General features: G+C 57.1%; 13 protein-coding genes. 4 read left to right on the top strand and 9 right to left on the bottom strand.

What is annotated here, in order from left to right; translation table 11 throughout:
• Positions 1 to 22: 22 nt before the first annotated feature.
• Positions 23 to 682: a glutathione S-transferase family protein gene (locus U5771_RS13210; RefSeq protein ID WP_322024391.1), complete on the bottom strand. Its 660-nt coding sequence runs from the start codon at positions 680 to 682 to the stop codon at positions 23 to 25.
• A gap of 119 nt (positions 683 to 801) precedes the next feature.
• Here U5771_RS13210 and U5771_RS13205 point away from each other — a divergent pair, with 119 nt between their 5' ends.
• From U5771_RS13205 to U5771_RS35585, 3 genes are all read left to right on the top strand, one after another.
• Positions 802 to 1,617 carry a DUF6597 domain-containing transcriptional factor gene (locus U5771_RS13205; RefSeq protein ID WP_322024390.1) on the top strand — a complete coding sequence of 272 codons (816 nt, stop codon included), beginning with the start codon at positions 802 to 804 and terminating at the stop codon, positions 1,615 to 1,617.
• A gap of 161 nt (positions 1,618 to 1,778) precedes the next feature.
• Entirely contained in the window at positions 1,779 to 2,591 is an 813-nt protein-coding gene (locus tag U5771_RS13200; RefSeq protein ID WP_322024408.1) for a hypothetical protein, read from the top strand.
• A 430-nt stretch (positions 2,592 to 3,021) separates the two neighbouring features.
• The gene (locus U5771_RS35585; RefSeq protein WP_415859404.1) at positions 3,022 to 3,558 is read left to right on the top strand and encodes a transposase-like zinc-binding domain-containing protein; all 537 of its coding nucleotides are present in this window, start codon (positions 3,022 to 3,024) and stop codon (positions 3,556 to 3,558) included.
• Between the two features lie 264 nt (positions 3,559 to 3,822).
• On the opposite strand, the gene U5771_RS13195 is transcribed toward U5771_RS35585, so the two are convergent.
• The 8 genes from U5771_RS13195 to U5771_RS13160 all read right to left on the bottom strand — a co-directional run bounded on the left by U5771_RS13195 (position 3,823) and on the right by U5771_RS13160 (position 16,702).
• A complete protein-coding gene (locus U5771_RS13195; protein ID WP_322024389.1) occupies positions 3,823 to 6,093 on the bottom strand; it encodes a hypothetical protein in 2,271 nt (756 codons plus the stop codon).
• Positions 6,090 to 6,932, bottom strand: coding sequence for a TnsA endonuclease N-terminal domain-containing protein (locus tag U5771_RS13190; protein WP_322024388.1), 843 nt, complete (start codon positions 6,930 to 6,932; stop codon positions 6,090 to 6,092). Before U5771_RS13190 ends, U5771_RS13195 begins: the two co-directional genes overlap by 4 nt.
• 42 nt (positions 6,933 to 6,974) lie before the next feature.
• Positions 6,975 to 8,462: a TniQ family protein gene (locus U5771_RS13185; RefSeq protein WP_322024387.1), complete on the bottom strand. Its 1,488-nt coding sequence runs from the start codon at positions 8,460 to 8,462 to the stop codon at positions 6,975 to 6,977.
• Positions 8,459 to 10,207 (bottom strand): TnsD family Tn7-like transposition protein, encoded by a 1,749-nt coding sequence (locus U5771_RS13180; protein WP_322024386.1) that lies wholly within the window; start codon positions 10,205 to 10,207, stop codon positions 8,459 to 8,461. The genes U5771_RS13185 and U5771_RS13180 overlap by 4 nt, the downstream gene beginning before the upstream one ends.
• Positions 10,204 to 11,721, bottom strand: a complete 1,518-nt coding sequence (locus U5771_RS13175) for an AAA family ATPase (RefSeq protein ID WP_322024385.1) — start codon at positions 11,719 to 11,721, stop codon at positions 10,204 to 10,206. Before U5771_RS13175 ends, U5771_RS13180 begins: the two co-directional genes overlap by 4 nt.
• A gap of 832 nt (positions 11,722 to 12,553) precedes the next feature.
• The gene (locus tag U5771_RS13170) at positions 12,554 to 12,940 is read right to left on the bottom strand and encodes a hypothetical protein (RefSeq protein WP_322024384.1); all 387 of its coding nucleotides are present in this window, start codon (positions 12,938 to 12,940) and stop codon (positions 12,554 to 12,556) included.
• A gap of 92 nt (positions 12,941 to 13,032) precedes the next feature.
• The gene (locus U5771_RS13165; RefSeq protein ID WP_322024383.1) at positions 13,033 to 13,728 is read right to left on the bottom strand and encodes a hypothetical protein; all 696 of its coding nucleotides are present in this window, start codon (positions 13,726 to 13,728) and stop codon (positions 13,033 to 13,035) included.
• Between the two features lie 208 nt (positions 13,729 to 13,936).
• Positions 13,937 to 16,702 carry a P-loop NTPase fold protein gene (locus U5771_RS13160; protein ID WP_322024382.1) on the bottom strand — a complete coding sequence of 922 codons (2,766 nt, stop codon included), beginning with the start codon at positions 16,700 to 16,702 and terminating at the stop codon, positions 13,937 to 13,939.
• 462 nt (positions 16,703 to 17,164) lie between these two features.
• On the opposite strand from U5771_RS13160, the gene U5771_RS13155 reads away from it, so the two are divergent.
• Positions 17,165 to 19,057 carry a hypothetical protein gene (locus tag U5771_RS13155; protein ID WP_322024381.1) on the top strand — a complete coding sequence of 631 codons (1,893 nt, stop codon included), beginning with the start codon at positions 17,165 to 17,167 and terminating at the stop codon, positions 19,055 to 19,057.
• Positions 19,058 to 19,084 lie beyond the last annotated feature (27 nt).

The raw sequence follows: 19,084 nt of genomic DNA, 5'->3' as shown, positions 1-19,084 counted from the left end.
TCGAGTTCCGCCCTGCACGTGATTACTTCACTGATGCGGCTGCCGCCTTGGCTTTGTCCTGCTCCGCCGCCAGCGCCGCATCTGCCGCCTGCGCACGCTGGATGGCGGGGCGAGCGAGCACGCGATCGATATAGGCACGAATGCGCGGCGTCTCGGGCACCAGCTTGAACATCGTGGTCCAGTTCAGCGCCGAGCCCCACAGCACGTCGACCGCCGTAAAGCGCTCGCCCAGCAGGTAGGGCCCGTTCGCCAGTTGGGCATCGATTGCGTTGATGACGGTATCGAAGTCGCCGTAGGGCGACGTCGAGTAGGCCGCGGGCGGGCGATTCATCGAGCGGTCGACGATGGCCGGCTCGAAGCACGAGCCGTAGAACGTCATCCAGCGCAGATACGGGCCGCGCAGCGAATCGCCTGGCGCCGGCGACAGGCCGGCTTCCGGATACAGTTCCGCCGCGTACATGTAGACGGCGGCCTGCTCGGTGACGATCACGTCGCCGTGGCGCAGTGCGGGCACCTTGCCCATCGGGTTGATGCCGAGGTAATCGGCTTCGTGGTGTGTTCCGGCGGAGAGATCGAACGCATGCAGTTCGTAGTCGGCGCTCAGTTCCTCCAGCAGCATGCGCGCGCCGGCCGATCGGCTGCGCGGGCAGTGGTACAGGGTCAGGTGACGGTCTTGCGGCATCGCGGGCTCCGGTGTGCGTTCGGGACAGGTTTTCAATGTAGGACGGTCGCGCGGCGCCGTCTTGGAAAAATCCGCTGTGGCGGTGCATCATCACGCAGTCTCCTCAACGGTTCGTCACCATGGCCGACTTGCGTAACGTGTCCGACACGCCCAAAGGCGTCGTCGGCCCGAAAGCCTTCAATCAGCGCTTTCGCCTGAATCGCTACCATCCGTGCGCCGAACTGGCCGGGGTGCTGGATCACCACTGGATCGTCGAATGGGATCTGCGCGACCAGCCTCCGTATGTGCAGCGCACGCTGCCGTATCCGTGCGTGAATCTGGTGTTCGACCGCCGGCGGACGGGGATCTTCGGCGTGGTGTCGGGGGCGTTCGAGACGACGCTGGCCGGGACGGGGCGGGTGATCGGCTTGCGGTTTCGGCCGGGGGCGTTTCGGGCGTTCTTTGGCAAGCCGGTGCATTGGTCGACGGACAAGGTGCTGCCGGTGTCGACGCTGCTCGACTGTGGCGATGCGGAGGCCGAAGCCGCCGTGCTCGGTGCCGAGGATGACGCCGGGATGGTGGCGGCTGCGGAGGCGCTGCTGTTGCGGGTGCTCCCGCCGGCCGATCCGCAGGTCGAGCGCATTCATGCCATTTTGCAGATGCTGCAGCAGGACCTCGGGCTCACGCAGGTGCGTGACCTGGCCGAGCGTGCGGGGTTGAGCGAGCGCACGCTGCAGCAGCTCTTTTCCAACTATGTGGGCGTGACGCCGAAGTGGGTGATCTGTCGTTATCGCCTGCATGAGGCGGCCGACAAGCTTGCCGGTGGCGAGCCGGTCGATCTCGCGGAACTGGCTCAGTCGTTGGGGTACTTCGATCAGGCGCACTTCACGCGCGATTTTCGGAAGCTGGTGGGGAAGGCGCCGGCGGAGTATCGGCGGGAGGATCGGCAGGGGTGAGAGTGGGGATTCGTGTGCGCGTTGACGTGCTTTCGGGCCGACAATGAACCTGCGATGGGGGCTCAGGCCATCGGCGGATTTCAAACTCTGGGTGCGTTGCCGATCATTCCGCCCTATAGTGCTCGTCGTTGATCGATCTGCAAGAAAATCAGGAGCGCGTCGTGTTTTACCGGAAATCCAGGTTGGGTCGTTCGAGCTTCGTGTGCGCTGTCGCCCTGACGATGATGCTGGCGCCCGTCGCGGCGCGTGCCGAGGCGGAGGCTGGCGTCGGCACGACGCGCATCGCGCCTGTTGCCAGTCACGACACGTCACCCGCACGACCGATTGTCGGCGATGACCCGGTTGTCATTCGGGATGCCCTGAAGAAGCTGCACGTCAGCGCCGCCCCGCCTTCCTTGAGCGACCGGGTTCGTGGCCTGGTCTCCGACGCTACCGATCGGCATGGCCCGAATCCCGACCTGGCGGCCCTCGACCTGGATCGTGTCGTGACGTTCGTGGTGCCGGTGCGGTACGGGCTGAGGTACCGGTCACAGCGGCACCTGTTGACGCTGGACGTCGACCTGTTCGACGCGGAGCACGAAGACCGGACAGGCATCCTGCTCCGGAAGGTCACGACGGGGCCACGTGGGCGTGGACTCGTGATTGCCCCCGAAGCGAAGGCAAAAGGGTACATCCAGCAGATCGACATCATCGAACTCGAGTCCGGGCAAGGCAAAAAGACCACGGTTCGTGGCCGCATGCGGATTTCGCCTGCTGTGTACGCGCAGGCGCATGGTGACTTCGCGCTCGTTTTTTCCGGGCGCCTGGTTCGGCCTTATCTGACCGAACAAATCGAGCATGTCGATCCGAGCATCGATGAGCCGACGGACATTACGACCCGGATCTCCAGGTTGCATATGGATCTCGATTCGATCTCGCTGGTGAGTCCGTCGAGTGGGGTTGTGTTGTCGAAGAAGCTGCGGTTGTCGAAGTAGGGTTTTCTTGTGCGGGGCGGTGATGCTGATCGGTTTTCGGGGAGGGCATGCGTGTCCCGCGCTTGGACGCCGGTTCTCTCCACGATTAAGGGCGAGTGCGGTGTAGGCGGCGTCAGGTCGGAACAATATGGGATGGAGCAATAGATATCGCAAATTTGTATGTATCGAAATCGCAAAAAATCGGCTGGTAGCCCCATCACGCCTGGAAATTGTTCACATCCGCCGTACAGCTCCCGTGCTAGCAAACACCTCATCGCCCCGTGCAAATGATGCTACGTGACGGTGGGGAAACGAGAACACGACGGTGAAATAGGAATCGCAATTTTCGCGGCGCTTACCGCCCCCACAAAGCAATCGAAGCACAGGTGGACCAGCAATCGCCTGTAGTTCCCTTGTTGGCTTTCCGCACGGGACAGGCTTGCATACGGTGATGCGGCTCTGTCCGCCTGACGCGTTGATTTCGTCCATGCTGTGCCCACACGGGGGCAGCCACGCTAGTCGGCCGCTCTCACCACTTCATGCGCGGGATGAGAAGCCTGATGGTCGGCCAGTTCAACGCGCTCGCACAAGCCATCGAACACCGGTGGTTGTGTGGACGAGTCATCGGAACTTGGAACCGGCGCATGGCCCAACACGCCGCCGTCACTGCGGCCGTCTTTCGGTAGTCAAGAACGGACGTGCGCATGGCTTGCAGCACTACTTCTGCCTGGACTGCAATCGCACTTCAATCGTGACGACAAACACGTCCCTCGCAAAGCTCCGGCAAAAGGAAGGGCTTCCTCGGAACGCCGCCATGGCGGCTGGGATGGCTGTGAGCGATACGGCCGCCGCCCAGGACGTGGTGATTTCGCCGCCCTCCCGTGAGCATCATTGCTTCGGCAAGGGCCTCCTCGACCAACAACCGACAGCGACTCTGCGTACTACGCGCCACCACACGCGAACTGGGCGTTACATTGAAAAGGTTTAGCGCCTCGAAACATGGTTCGGAGCAGAACCCGTCATTCCGTGTCCAGACGGTCAACGGCTACCCCTAGCGCCTTAAGGGAACGTTGAATACCGAACTGCGTAGCGCCGCAACCAAGTACATGCCCAACTATCTTGCCCGAGAGCATCGGTGACGTAGGTCAGAGAGGGCTTTTCGCCCTCGCGGTTCATTGCATCCTCGCTTGGGCGACATTCACATACATAACGCGAATCGAGCCTTCACATATATGCCCACTACCGTTGGGCCTCACGGCCCACCTAGCAGCTTCGACAATAGACTGTCCAACTCGTCGGAGCCACTCTGCGAACGCTCCAGATTGCCCTCAGGTTTGATGGGTCTGTCGGCAGACCCATCGGGCGATGTAGGTGCCAAAGGATGAATCGGACTGTCGGGAAGAAACCCGGACGTCCGTTCGCGCATAGCGGCCGCAGCGACCTGTTGCTCGAATGCACGAGCCATCGATACTTCTCCTGGACGCGGAGGCCTCGAGACCGGCCGCTTCATCCCCGTGTAACGGTACAGCAAGTCCTGCTGCTTCGCTTTAAGTCTTCCAGCGCGTCGCACGACAGGGCGTTGGTTGTCTCGCTCTTGTGCTTCCGCGAGATAGTCGAGCCGACCGTTGTGGACGTCCAGCCACGTTTGGTTCTGCAACAGATGCGCAGAGCCGCGCGATGGATAAAGAGGTTCGAGACTTCCATCTTCGCGAGCCCAATAAATCACACCCGGACGGATGGGGTCCTGCAATACAACAACTGTCGGATTTTTAGCTTTAAGTCCAGCGCGACTCCGATATCCATATCGAAACTCTCGCAACGCCTGACTACTGTAGGAGACGCTTTCGATTTGAATGCCATTCGGACGCACAGTCTTTTCCTTTCGAGGAAGGAGCTTAATATAAATCTCCTCATCAGACATCGCCATTGCATGGTCTCCCCGGCGCTCATCGCAATACCAAGTGAATACCGATTGGGGCGTATGAACACATCCGTCACGTTTCATGTCGTCGGTCAACATTCTTTGGGGAAGCGTGGTTTGCGTATTGTGCTCGATAATGGCTAATACGAGAAAATACCGGAACTCCCTCGGCGTATGGAGCGCTTGCTTCTTGAGCGTTCTCCGTTGCTCCCGATTTCGTATGTCCTTGCTCGTTGACACGGAGCCTTGATGTTCCGCCATGAGCTCCTGAACCCTTTTCAAAATCGACTCTACCAATCCCTTGTCGGTTGGCGTGTTGGGGCGCGCAAGCGCACGCTCAATTTTCAATTCATCGCAAAGTGCCTGTTTCGCCGCGTCCGATATCGCCGGCCCTCTGTCAAAATATGCGGCTGCACAACGTCCATGAAGCGGCCAAGCATCAGGGGGCAGACCGAGCTCTTCAAGCAGCTCCTTCTTAGGGGTGAACGCACTGAACAGACACAAACGGTATGCATCCCAGTTCTCATGTGTAAGACCATCGTAGAATCCCACAATTGCATGACTTTCCCTGTCAACTGCCAGCATAACCGTCGGGTTATTGACGTGGGTCCATCCGTCCCATCCTCCTAAAAGGTGCATTTGGTGGAGCGTCCCGTCGAGGTCAAACACATCAAGACCGTTGTCAGCAAGGTCCGATGAATGACCAACGCGGTCACCGTACAGCTCTCGCATCGCCTTTTGACCAAGGCGAATTGCGAGCAAATCCAAGCGCTCTATGATTTCCGACGCCCGATGTGTGAACTGATGTATGGTAGGAACCAGCCTACCATCGACCGGGAATTTGAGCAGATTCCCGTCGGTATCGCGCATCCCGTTGCTTACGACGTACAGGTCCTGCTTCATACGGCGGTACGTCTCGTTAAGCGATAGTCCTCTGGTTGCCCAGTACTCGGTCAATGCGACTTCGAAAATGCGGATGTCATCGAATTGCGAGGGCCGCCCGATAAAGTCTCTCCGCAGTTCAAGACTGCTCCTTCGCCCGACCTTAAACCCCATGCCGATACGGTCTTTTCCCGGAGCCCCGCATCTCTCATGGAGGGAGATGCACGCGCTTTGGTCGCAGCCGAAGTTCCAAACATGTGCGAATAACTTTCTCGCTGCTGTCTCGCTCAAATTGCCTTTCCCGGCAATCTCTCGCACGACGTTAGCGAATGTTTTCCTTTCGTACAACTCCGACTCGCGACCCGGTTGCCTGACGCCTTTCTCGTCGCACCACGGTCCGAAAAATGGCCTTATCAGTTTCCAACGTGCATCCCGGCTCGCCTTGACTTCATCACTGAGCTGGTCGTCCCGAAGTTTCATGGTCGCAAGCCGAATGTGGTCTTTGACGACACAAAATCGCTTTCGACGTCCGCCGCTCATTTGACCCTCGAGCCAACGAAGCCCGAATCTTACCGGCTTTCCTGTCGAATCCTTAGGTTTCTCGGACGCCTCGAACAAAAACACGTCGTCAGCCGCTGCTACGATTCGAGTGACTCTGTGGTACCGCACGCCACCGCCGGGCAGTTTTTCTTTCAACAGTGTGCCGACGGTCAGTGTCATGCCGTACCCTCTGCAATCGCTAGCGGCCATCGCGGACCGAGGTGCTGCGTAGTATCAACACTCACGTAACCAAGAACTGCCGCAACACCCAACAAGCGATATGCATGGTTAAGGTCGCTTCCCATTTTTGCGGCAGCAGCCGACAGCCGCGTGTCCGCAGTGGACGAGCGGAGGTTGTCCGTATTCAGAATGGAGGCAATCCTTGCCGCGTCGTCCGCGAGAGTTCCTCCGTCTGAATCTTTCATCCACCGCCAGATACGGCGAGACATGCGCCACTTCATCTCGTGGATGTGTTGCTCAGTAACAAGCGACCATCCCCATCCTTGCTTCAGGCAAAACTCCTTCTCCCGAATCAATCGTCGCCACGTAGTCTTCTTTGTCAGTTCGCTGCTGTATTTGAGCGATAGGCCGGTATGGCGATGCTCTCTCCACCCGGACCTCGTCTCGGTCACAAGAACGTCGATGGTCATCACCGAAGTGCGCAGTGGTTTTGGATTGTTGGCGAGAATTGACCTAATTTTATCGATATCGTAGAGAGGATATTGCTCTCTAAGGTCGACGACTTCAGGCCTCAATTCAAGAAGAAAATGCAGCTTCCGCTCCAACAGCGATAAATATTCGTGGGTACGACCAGTCTTCACGCCTGGCACGGAAAAGCCCACGCCGAGGGTCGTGTCCTTCGCCTCAATAAATGGTCGATACATCCGCCCCAATGGTATATTTCGCTCGTCGTAACAGGGCATGTCCGGGCACAGGATTCTCTGGATTCCACTGTGTTCAAACGTTGGAGACGTTCGATAAATTTCGCTTGCCTCAAAGATTCTTGCTGCGTCGCCCATTCGCGCTCCGTAGGTTATCGTCACTCTTGACTTGGTTCTTCATCATTTCACTGTAGTCGCGCCGCCTTTGCTCGACACCTGCTCATGTTTCGCGTACGGCTTCAGTAGCGCGTAAGTGAGGGGATATGCTGTCTCGCCTCCTCGACGTATCGCCTCACGGTCGGGGATACCTGACAGAAGCCCTCCATACGTAATCCGCCGCTTCCTAGACACATTCTGTTGGCATGACTTGAGCCGCAGCTCGATAAGGGCTGCGACCTCTCTGTCGCGTGCCTTCACGCGGGTTCCCAACCGCGTCGAATTGGCGAGGTGTGCTGCGCTCATGTCGCGTGAGAGTTTCGGTATTTGTTCCTCGTACCATTCCCGAGCGAACAGTTTCAAGGCTCGAGCATAACGCTCGTATAGCCGTGTGAATTCGGTTCTCGTGCCGGTGGGATTTCGTTGTAGGTACTCATTCAGTAACTCTTTGGCGCGCTCGACGTTATTTCGGCTAGCCCGGCTCTTTACCCTGCCTTCACTTACACCGCCGCAGCGCCCCTTGCGATTACGTCGCACCGAGGCGATGGCGGTACGAAGATGGTCGATGTCATCGAACAGAAGAGTGGCCATGACCAAATTGCGGTAGGTCGTTGCTACTGGCTTCTTAGACTCTAGGGCTCGTACCAGCCAAGTGCTCCCATACTGCGATGCCCGCTCAGACGACAATTCCTGCGCGTCGTGAGATTGCAGCAGTTCGTGCAGGCGCTCGGTGACAACCACTCCGTGGTTGCAGAGTTCAAGCTCAGCTGCCCGCGTTCGATATGCGAGCGATATGTCCTCGTAGCAGATGTCTGCTGCGAGCGGTGCTCGAGTCAATTCCAGCAACGTCGTCGCCAGCTTCGGAGCGAATCTTTCCGATACGTTTTTGCACTCGGAGTCCAACGCACTTTTTGCGGGGTGCCCACACGGGCAGCAATTGCCGGGAAGGAATTGATGGTGTGGCGAACGTACCGAGAACTCGCATTCGCCACAGACCGATTGCAACGCAACTCGATGCACGGGACAGTATGTCAAGTTTGGCAACTGGTGAAAGCGACGCCAATATCGAAATCCAACTCTGGCATCGTCCTCTTCGCCGCACGCCGGACACCACATCATCCGAACATTTTCCGCCGTGGCCACAATCCGCGTGGTTAGGTACGGCCCGACTTCTTCGCGCGGTCCTGCAAGCGCCTTTAGCACCTTGGGCTGGCGTGACGACTCCAGGAACGGTGCGACCACAGGAAACAGGGTGTGGCCTGATATTGGCTCGATTGCGGACTCGAACATCGGCGCGGTCGCCGCCGCGAGTGAATCGAGGCCATAGGGGAGCCAAAGCGGCGGGCATAGCATAACCGCCTTCTTAGCCGGCGCAATTGCTCCTGCACCATGCCACGCCAGCAACTCGTTAGCAACCTTATAAAATGGAAGTCCATTCAGGAGTGCAATCCGCATGATGTAGCCGACGATTGATTCGTCGTCCAGAATCGGCCCCCAGAACAAGCGCGTCATAGTCCTGTGTCCTTGGTTGCCTTAGATGAGCCGCCGAGCAGTCGGTCGATTGACGCCTTGCGCAGTGACGCCTTTCGAACCAGTCGCCAGACGACAATCCTTTGATTGGGCGGCAGTTCCTGTCGAGTCCATGCCAGCCGTCTTTTGGCGAAGTCAGCGCGCTCCTCACCGATTGGTTCCCCCCGGCGATTCAGCATTCCGTTGACGTTGCGAAGTGATTGGTCCGTTAGCCCCGCGAGCAAGGCGACTCTTGCACGCGTGACTTGACGCGGGCGCCCGCGTTCGCGAAGCAAATATTCAAAGATTGACGTAGCGGCAGTCATTGCTCTTTCAAGTTGTTCTCGGTCCGCTCGCCGAATTTTCACCACTGCCGCCGGCGCAGTTTTCGGCCTACTTGCTTTCAACCAGTCTCTGTCATTGCGGTACAGCCATGTCCAGGATTTCTGGCAAGTTCGGCGCAGTTGCGTGGGAGAAATGCCCGGATGCTCTGCGCAGTGCGATTGCCAACGGTCACGGTGCCTGTTACGTATCGCACTCTCCAGTTTGCTGTTCCGCTCAGTAACAACATCAGGGTTCTTCCGGAGCAGCCTGTAGATGTATGCCTGCGACCGACCGGAGGACGTCACGAGTTCCGCGATGGGACGTGCGTTACGAAGTTCAGCGAGCAGTTCGTCGTCGATGAGGTCATTTGTCTTCTTGCGTAAGCGCTCTGATAACCCGAGCCGAGCGGCTGCAGCAGACACCGTTGCAACACTGACGCCGAGCGCATTGGCGGCCTTACAGAACGACGGATTCACGTTAAGGGCATCGCTGTATTGCGCATCAGTGATTTGGGGAGCACGCCTTGGGGCTCCGTTCTTTCTCACCTGTGCCAAGGGCTCTGCTTGTTCGATGAACCCCTCCAGGAGAATCGCCAATGCAGGGTGGATGCTTCTTCGCCGTCCGAACGCTCTCCCGAGCCATTTCGCCACCGCTTGTGGGGTGCTAACAAGCGAGGACATGGCCAGGTCCTCGAATCCGGCCGAGTAGTAGTTGCAGACGTCGACAGAGAGTCGCTGCAGGCGTACATTGTCCCGCGCCAGGTACCCAAGTTCTCGCATCCGCACTTCGCAAACATCGAAGGCAGCCGCCTCTGTAACGCCGCGTTGAATTGCGTTTGTTGAAGCCTCGGCGTAGCGCCGTGCGTTGGACAGTCGCGCTCCCTCATTGCTTGCGCTCCACCGCACGCCTACCGCTGCGGTTACCGCTTCGTCTCGCGATGGGTCGAGTAGAAAAGCTCCATGCCACGGACAGCGGGTGACAAATGGCGAAATGTGAGCGCGGCGCACGTATAGGATGCCGTCCCTCAACTCTGATTCGAGGTCGCATTCGGGGCAGCCTCTGACCACTCTGGGCACTGGCCAGAGGCTGTTCGGCTCCCGTACGGGATAGAGAGGCCCCTTACATCCGTAGAGGACGCGGCGCAGCAGTTCTCGTCGTCCGGCGACATCCAACCCAATAGAGTAGTAGGCAAAGAAGGAGTGGTGTTCGAGCCAATCCCGCATCGACATGAAGTCACGGCCGAGTACTCTGTAGAACGACAACATCGGGCTGATAAGTTTCTCGTCATTCCCACGCCAGGGCTGCCCGAGAACAACGCGGCGAAACCTACGTTCGCATTGACGAGGCGAAACGATGGCGCTCCTTCGTACGACGCTACCAATTGTTTCGTCCGGGAATGGCGGGGGATAGAGGATATAGGTCACAGTTGAAAATCTCCCAGCACGCCGAGCTTTGCAGCAGCCTCCAGGGGGTCCTTGGCCGTTGCTATCGTCTCTGCCAAATCGGCCGGCTTTTTGGAGCTCTTTCGCGCTGTTGCTTTGGGCTTTTTGCCGGGCTTTCGCTCGCTAGTACCCCCATCAGCACAATTGGCCGAGGGTTCTTTCGGAGCAGTCGGAGAGTCATCACTGCTAGCTGGCTGCGATTTCTTTTTCTGGGGCGTGGCGGGCTTGACGGCCTCATGTGCTTGTGGAGGGAGAAGATGTTCCCACTTCTCCGCTGTCGCGCTGTCGATTCGCGTGCCGACCGCGCGCAACCTCAAGACATTAAGCCCGTCCTGATATTGCTCCAGCGCCTCCTGCCCGCTGACAGCAAGGTATGTCTCGTCAATCGTCTCGGGGCGCTGGTTTTCGAAAGTGCGGGACAGGTTAGAGTCCTCGTCCTTTGCCATGCGCTTGAAGAGGTGGCTGGTAAGCAGCGCCATCATCCTTGGAATTCCCTGAGTCCAAAAATGACATGCATCGGGAAACCACGGCGGCATCAGCTCCAGGTCCCTATGACTGATGCGATACCTCCAGAAAATCTTGCATAGCCGATGCCAGCTGGCGTCGTTAGGTAAGGCGTCGATTCGCGATATCCCCTGCGCCATCAGCTTAGCTCCTTCTTGCTGATGAGCGGCAAATAGCTTGGTCAGCTTATACGTCCCCATCGATACAACAGGCACCCCGCAAGCCTGCATAAACGCTGTCAACTGTTGAAGTACGTCCTCGGTGTGGTCATCGAACTCCTTCAGCCGCTGCAGGTCATCAACGATAAGAAGGCCTAAGAAATGATTTGTCGCCATCCGATACGTTTGCGAGATTAGCCGCCACAGCGGAGTACCGGTAAGACGGGAGGATAGGCCGTAGTCTTTATCGAGTAAATTGTCTCCCCTCTCGAGGATGCTCTCGAAAAGGGCTTTCAATCCGTCTTTTCGCTTAACTTCGACTTTCAACATCGGCAACAGCTTCCAAGCTCCCCGGTGGCCTCCGAGATAGTCGAGCTCGATAGCCCTCTCTCCGCCGTATGCGGCCTGTACTCGGTCTCCGAAACTCGTTTTTCCGGCCCCGGTGGGGCCAATGACCGTCCGACCATAGGTGCCACCACCCGACGGACTGGTGCGCATCAGTATTGATGCTGCTCTATTGCTGCGCCAATCTTCCTCTCGTAGCGTTGACACACGCATGAGATGTCTTTGAACTTGCGGATTCGCGGGGTTACGTCGGTGCAAACAGTGGCGAGTAAGGCTAACGATATCTTGCAGCGCGTCAATGTGCTGGTCGTTGGGGATAAAAATTTCGTTGTTCCGCTCCAACCACTCGCGTCGCATTGTGTAGGACCAAGTGAAGAAGTCACTCCCCCGGTCCTCGGGCACCGTCAACAGCTTCGTGAAAGCCGACGCGCGGTCGGGGACTTCTGGAATTTTTTCCAACAGCTGATTTTCAGCATACGACGTATCCACCAACGAACTCTCCTATATTCGAAACCCGAACGGCTCATTCAGCAAGCTTGAGTTTCGTCGACTCGACATATCGCGCTCTCTGCTTTAGCTGGTGCGACCACCCGAAGATTTATTCGAGCACCAAGACATCGCTGTTTGTCAGGCGATACGGATATTAGGCGGACTTTCTCAGGATGCGCAACACGGCCTAACGCCTGAAGCTTGGCGTCAGATGCCACAAAAAAGAATTGAAAAGGCCCGCGCCGGCGTTATCAATCCAGATTGATAACGCGACATTCAGTATCACCAACTGACATATATTTTTGCGAACGCCCTTAAATTAAGCGAAAAAGGCCGATGGTTTAATTGATAACAGGACCGTCTTATTCGAAATTTTTCGTCGCAGCAAAGGGCGCAGTTGAAAGTCCGAAATATTTTTCGGCTAGCGTTGTATAATCGCAACAAGAGGCCGTGATTCTCGTTAGCCAATATGCCGAACCGCACGCGGACCGCATTCCTCGAAGCAGAAACAAGGTTCTCCCGACCGCTCCGGAGTAGGCGACACTCGCCCGATATTGAGTCCATCGAACACATATGGCATCCTCAGTGCTCAATGAGGCAGAGTACTAAACGACGAGCACAGGGTGGCAGCGTCTTGAAGAAGACGCCAAGGAGAGAGGTTTGCGTATTCGGAAGGGATACTGAATGGTATGGAAGATTCGTGGTCCCAAATCCTAGCCCCTCTGGCGCAAGGTCATTTTGCAGTGGACTAGACACCAGTGGGGTTCTAGGTTGGAAAGCCGCCGCCGATGGTGGCGAAATCCCGCATCCGATGGTTCGCCCCACCTCGCCGTCACGAATGGCGGACCGAGCGCAACTCACTCTCCAGCTTCTGCCACATCTCGCTACACAGCCATCTACAAATAAGACACCACAGGCAGTTGCCCGCGCGATAGACCCAGGAACGGTGTCGACGCACTAGCATCTCGCTTATTTTTTCCACGACCTTATCGCTGTCAAAGCCGGTCCACACCTCAGGCGCCGGCGTCATGCCATTCGATGCGAGTGCCGGTGCCACTTCCTCGAAGAAGGCCTCTCGCAGCAGAGGTAGCGACATGTTGGGACAATTCCGCATGAGCGACACGGCGACATCGCGGTAATCGATTTCGTTGTCGACGAAGACATCGGACATGGCAATCCAGCAATTTTGCCGTTCCAAAGTGTTTACGGAATCTGCCATTTCACGATTTCCAATCATTCTGTTTGCTATGAATCATCCCCATCTGGTCTCGGGGGACACCACGGGCCTATGATTGTGGCGCCCGAGAAGGTTTAAAGAGGGAACCCGAAGTGTCCCGGACGCGCGAGAATCGCTCCGACTGCAAATGCGATACAGATGACCGGCCACCGAAGCACTCTCGCCACGCGCGCGACCACCTCGCTGCGTCGATGCCGCTCATCAAGCAATCTGGCGACGCCGAGTTTCAGGCCACGTACCTCATCCTCCAGCTCTTCTTGCTTCATCGCCAGACACTGGAGCACGGGCAATAAGTCAATTTCCACGATGTTCGAAAACTTGGTCATCGAATGACTAACAAGTTCGCGTCCCTTGAGCTCCTTTGACTCGCCGCTCGCCAGCGGGTGCGCTTCCCCATTCTCAAACTCGAACACGAGGCCAAACTGCCGGTAGAACCGATGGCGACGTTCGAGGTTGCTCCTTCCATACGCACCCACATGGCTCGCAAGCAACTGAATAGGCATTACCGAGTCGTCGGGTGCAACACGGCGTGCCCATTTCACAATTTCGTTAAAGCAGAGGCTTCCAATATTCAGGCTTCGCAGGGATTCCTGCTCGACGACGACGAAGCCATTGGTTAGCGTCACTCCGAACGAACGATGCGCTGACATCTCGCATACTTCCTCTCGAGCGTTCGAATCACCAAATCGGTCGGTATCGACACGAAATGCGACAAGGTCGATTTGCTCACGCCCGGCGTCCCCGGATTCCTGCACGCCGACCAAAAGCATGTGATGTCGGTCTCGCTTTTCATCTCGAACGCGGAACAGCCGCCAAGCGAAATTGTGCCTCGATTCTTCCTTCCTCGTAGGCCAAAGAACTGGTCCCGATGTCTCGCTTACCATCCGTTATTGTTCCATTCCAAGATTTCCGTTAAGCGATGCTCCGCAGCCTCGTCTGAACAACTTCAGTTTCGGAAGCAACGCGCTGACTCGCGTTTCACGTTGGAATTTGCGTTTCCTGCAACCGCTCGCTCAAGCTGCGCCGCTCGTCAAACGATGCATTCGGGCCCGCCACTGCTTCTGCCTGCCGCGCCGCAGCAACAAACTGCTCACGCAACGTCAGGTCAAAAAGGAACTCGCTTGCAAAAGCTATCAAATTGGTCTTAAAGTCGCCACGCGCTTGAACGAACTGAAGGAACCGCTCGTTTTCCGCCAGCGCGAGCACTATAAAGCTCGCCAGCCCCTTGCTGCCCCACCGATTCGCAATCAGCCGCACTACCTCGAAGACCTCGAGGTCCACAAGGACCTCCGCATACACTTTGGCCTGTTCGGAATTCAGGCCAATTTTTCCTTCCGCCATAGAGCGAACAATCTGTAGGCCTTGTATTGCCTCTGAGTCAGTAGCCTGGACCTCGAACGCAGCATCAGTCGAGAAGATAATCAGATAGATAAGAGCGGCTACCCTCCAGTTGTTTGGGGCGCGAGATACGCCAAGCTCCCTGTATAGAATTCCGCTCTTAGACAAGCTTTGAAGATACGGTTTCAAACGCTCCCTACCGAGCCTAAACAGAGCAATCAGAGAAGGGAGAAGAGGGTCTGTGCTGCTCCGGAACTCTACCTTGATACCCTTGACGCGCTCGCTAACAACAGCCTCTGCAACGACGTCAATGAAACGGGTATGACCAGCTTCTATAGCATGCTCGAGTAGCGCTATCTCCTCAGGCCCGGGGCCATCAAAAATGAATCTCTGGGTAAGCCACGCAAGCTGCGCGTCCTCGCCACCTCTGCACGTGCACGAATTTAATACTGACGTGCGCACAGTTCTGGGTAACTCGACACACACGCGCGCCCAAAGTTGCGCACCAATTGGCAGCACGATTCGCTCGAACCCTTCGACCATCATAGCTTCGCGCACCGACTGGAGTGACAGCACGCCTTGGAGCACAGATATCCATGTTGTCCAGCCATCGGAGATTTGCTTATCCAAGGCGCCCGCCTGGTCCGCCGCTGACCGGTCGATATTTCTCAGCATATCAACAATCAGTGCAGTCGCGTTGTCGCGCGAAACTGATATGTCGAGTAACGCCTGCAATCCCGGCGCCAGATTCACATTGAAGAGCTGCAAGTTCTTGGTCGCGCCCATTGTCTCCAGCGCCACGCGGCGGAAGTGAGACGCAGTACCCGGTGATATGAGGTCCTGCTCGACTATAAACGGTCGTAGGGCTCTCACTGCTTGCAGAAGGCGTGGCTGCTGTCCGTCGAGACCTGCAATGTCTTGGCGAATGTATGCATCGAGAACGTACCCGAACGCGGGGCTTTCTTTAAAGAGCCTACGTATGGTTTCACTATCTGCACTGTCCATCGCAGCCTCGAGCCGAGGCCGGACTGAGATGTAGGATGTTTCCTCCCTGCTTGCGGCGCGATGGTGCAACATCGAAAACGTGTCGACCAGGGAGTCATCATGCAGGATGCGACTCACCGCTTTGGGGGGGGAGCAACCCTCGCTTATGAAGCCGTTCGCCGAGAGAATGTAGGCCGCCAATGTAGAAAGTGCGACTTTGTCGCCCCATTCCAACTTGAGTACCACGAGTTCGTTTATGAACGACACGATTCCGCGCGGTGTCACATTTCCATTTGGGCGCAGTTCTCTATCTTCATATAGCCGTAAAATCTCGTCGTAGTCGCCAAGCAGGTCTTCACCAAATGCCGCACACAGCTTGGTGCTGAAGTAGCTCTTCCACGAGTGAAGCATTGGTGGTGGCAGCGTGAAGCGAAGCTGAAAGACCTTTTCAAGAAATGAGGGCCATCCGGCTTGCGCATCCACGGTTTGGGATAAGCCCGGCACCGATGACTGTAGCACTCGGCGTTCGTCCACCACGGGCACGATGACCCACAAACGACTAAACCAGTCTCGCGACTTGAACTGCGGATTGTCTAGGAAAGAACGCAGCAGCGCCCACACTGCTTTTGTGTCTGCTGAGTCGATGCGGTCCAGGTTATCCACAACGATGACCAACCGGCGAGCATCGTGTAAGAGAACGGCTCTCATCAGTTCGCTGAATGCGTCCTGGAACTCGATAGACGTCGGCTCAGGTTCGTCTCGGACCTCAACCGTTTCCTCATCCGAGTTACGCCTGACTATGACGCCCATCGCCTCATTAGAGAGCAGGTGAATCAGCGCGAAAGCCATGACTCCCACGGCTACTATTGAAGCGAATAGCGGGGCTGTGTGGAGGTCGCGTACAAGACGCTTTTCAAGTTCGGACATCAGCGGCGCAGCGATTCCCAGTGCTGCAAGCGCTGACAAGAGAACTTTTGCCGTGGTGGAAAAGAACGGCGTCGTTTTCCGCGATGTCGTTTTTAGCCGTCGACTCAACCCATCCAGCCTGGTTTTCCAAAGGGATACGCTTGCCTGCCCATTGGGCTCTCCTAGCCAGCCCTTATCGGCAAGCTTTCCAACAAGTGCGGAGAGAAACGCGCGGCGAAGCGGGTCTCCGACATGCACCCATGCGTCGTATTGAAATACAGCGACATCAGTCGGGCCGGATTCTGCCTCGTCTACCATCGCTGGCTGGACGTTGTCGAAGTACTCGGCGACCATCTTTATGACCGTCGACTTCCCCGCCCCCCAAGTGCCGTCGAGCCGTATCGTCTGCCCGCCGGGAGATGTCCGAATTACGGTGGTTATGGTGTTTGCAATCTTCGCATGTGCACCGCCCAACTCGTCAACGTTTGACGGCTCGTCGGTAAGCAGCGTCGGCATTGGACGCATCGCAGACTCTCTCATGGCATTGTCGGCAGCAAGACGGCCATGTCGCTTCGCCGAAATTGTGGGCTTGCAACTATCCCCTTTGCGCCTGGTTCTCCTCGCTGCTCCGTTATGACCGTCCGGAGCGTGCGACCCGATTGCCAATATAGCTGGGAGTACCTTCTAGCGTCCACCGCATCAGCGACCGGCCTACTGCCCACGTACATCGCGAATTACGAAAAGCTGACACCCGCAATCATGTCAACCTGAAACAGGTCACGCCATTCAAGGGACTTGACAGTGCCTGCCAATCTTCGTAGTGTTCATTCAATGGGCTAGTTGCCGCCCGTCAGCGTGTGCACTCCCTCCTCGGGGAGTACGGCAAAGGCAGATTCCGCAGTACCTCAATACCGAGTTTCCGTCCCGGAGCCCGGCAATGCACACCGTCGATAATGGCTCTGCTGACCGGAGACTTGTATGTCTTCCCGTATTGCCATTCCTTTGGAGGCACAAGCCTCTGCCTTGGTGTCTTTTCTTGCTCAGGCAAAACATTCGCTCTCACTCGAGACTGCGCTCGAGATTTGCGGCTCGATGCGGGCTGCCAAAGAACCAGCCGCACGCTTTCTGAAAGCCGCGCTGGCTGGTCGGAATATAGAGCTCAAACACACGTCCTGTCTAAAGGCCCTCGCGCTTATGGACGGGTTCGATGGACACGTTTCTCGACCCAAGCTCGAATGGGTAGTTGCCCAGTACACATTCGATGCACCCGCTATTACACCCAAGGTGAAGCGGCATCGCAAAAGCACTGATGCAACGGCTGACATCTGCACACGGTTGGTCGGGGACCTCGCCGGCGCCAAAGAGTCCCCGTACGCAAACGTCTTGTATAACGCTGACTACCTTGAATTTGTCTTCATCGGAGAACCACAGCCCGGCGCACGTTACATTTTGGCCTGCAAGAATCGGGACGGCTCCGCTGCAGCAATCGGGAACGATGACGTCCTAAGTGCCGTGGAACGGGTTCGACGTGTTATTGAAGGCCAGTTCCGGGGATGGCTCGACGGAGCAACGAAGATTTTTCTCCAAGACGGAGCCCGCCTCCGTCTTCTCAAAGATGGCGAACCACTAGCTGATGGTCGTGAGTCCGATGTTCTTGCTGCATGCGAGCGAGACAACGAATTTGTGCTTGAGGCCGAATCGTTGCTGCGGCTTCCCGTCATAACGCGACGATATCAGGTGTTTTGGGTACCTGCGGATAACGACGAAGTGGCGCCGATAGACGACACACCTCTTCAGCGCATGTGGCGCCGGTTGGAGGCGTTTTATCGCTTCAACGACGAAGATTTCTCCTGGTTTTTGTCCCGACGTCGGGAGGAGGAAGAGGAAGGACGATTCGACAAGGATGGCATCGATACCGAACGGCTAAAAGCAGTGCTCGCGGCCCGCAACATTTCGGAGGAGCAAGCGGCGTCGATGGCTGGCATGGGTCTTGTCGAGTGGAATGCCGTGATGCAAACCGAGGAAGCGCCACGCGACGCCGTGCTCAAGCTGTCAGAATCGCTGCGGCTTTCCTCGGCTAACGACCTGTACTTTGACTCACGCAAGCCGGTTTGGATGCCAGTGAAAGACGGCGAAGAAATCGCACTCTGGATGCGGAATTTCGACCATCTGCATCTGTCTGTGTCCGGTATTGCGGAAATCGCGCCGCTAGCTCAACGCTGCCTTGAGAAGTTGACGGTGCTGCATCGCCGGTCTGCGGAAGTTGAAGCGCTGCAGACTGTCCTTTCCGAAGCCGAATCAGCAGGGCTTCGGCTTTGCGTGACCATCGGGAAGCGCTTCGTTTCGGACCTTCCCGTCCTCCGCGAGCGACTGGCCATGGTCGGGCACTTGTCCTTCTGGGACAGAAAGGAAATCGAGAGCCTCGGGCCGCCGACGACTCGTGGAAACGGCAATGACGGCCAACCGTGGAGCGCGATTGACGACGAATATCTCGCAAGGTTCAACTCGGTCGAGATAACGGTCACCGACTTGATTGCCCTCCGGGAGGAGGTCGCGCGCGCACGTCGCGACGGTCAGGAGCCGGGCTGGGAGGCAGCGACGTTCGCTTCAATCCGAGTCTTTAAAGGGAAACCTGATTCAGCACACCGCGCGCATACCGCAATGACTCGTATGACCGCGCTGAGCCGTCTCATTGAAGATGGCGCACTTGCGGTATGGATGGAGAAATCCAATGAGCCCGACGTCGCGCTCGTACCCAAAAACGTCCTTCATGCGGCAGCGCGTTGTCCATTGATTCGAGTTGGGGACGAGCCCGGTTTTGAGCTTGCGACCTTCCGGCGCTTTGCCTTAGAACTTGTAGCGCCGAAATGACATCCGCGCGGTCGCGCCACAAAAAAC

The organism is Burkholderia sp. BCC1977, from assembly GCF_905339595.1.
Taxonomy (GTDB): domain Bacteria; phylum Pseudomonadota; class Gammaproteobacteria; order Burkholderiales; family Burkholderiaceae; genus Burkholderia.
Note: the sequence above shows the minus strand (reverse complement) of the source record. Positions and strands in the feature narration are given on the sequence as shown.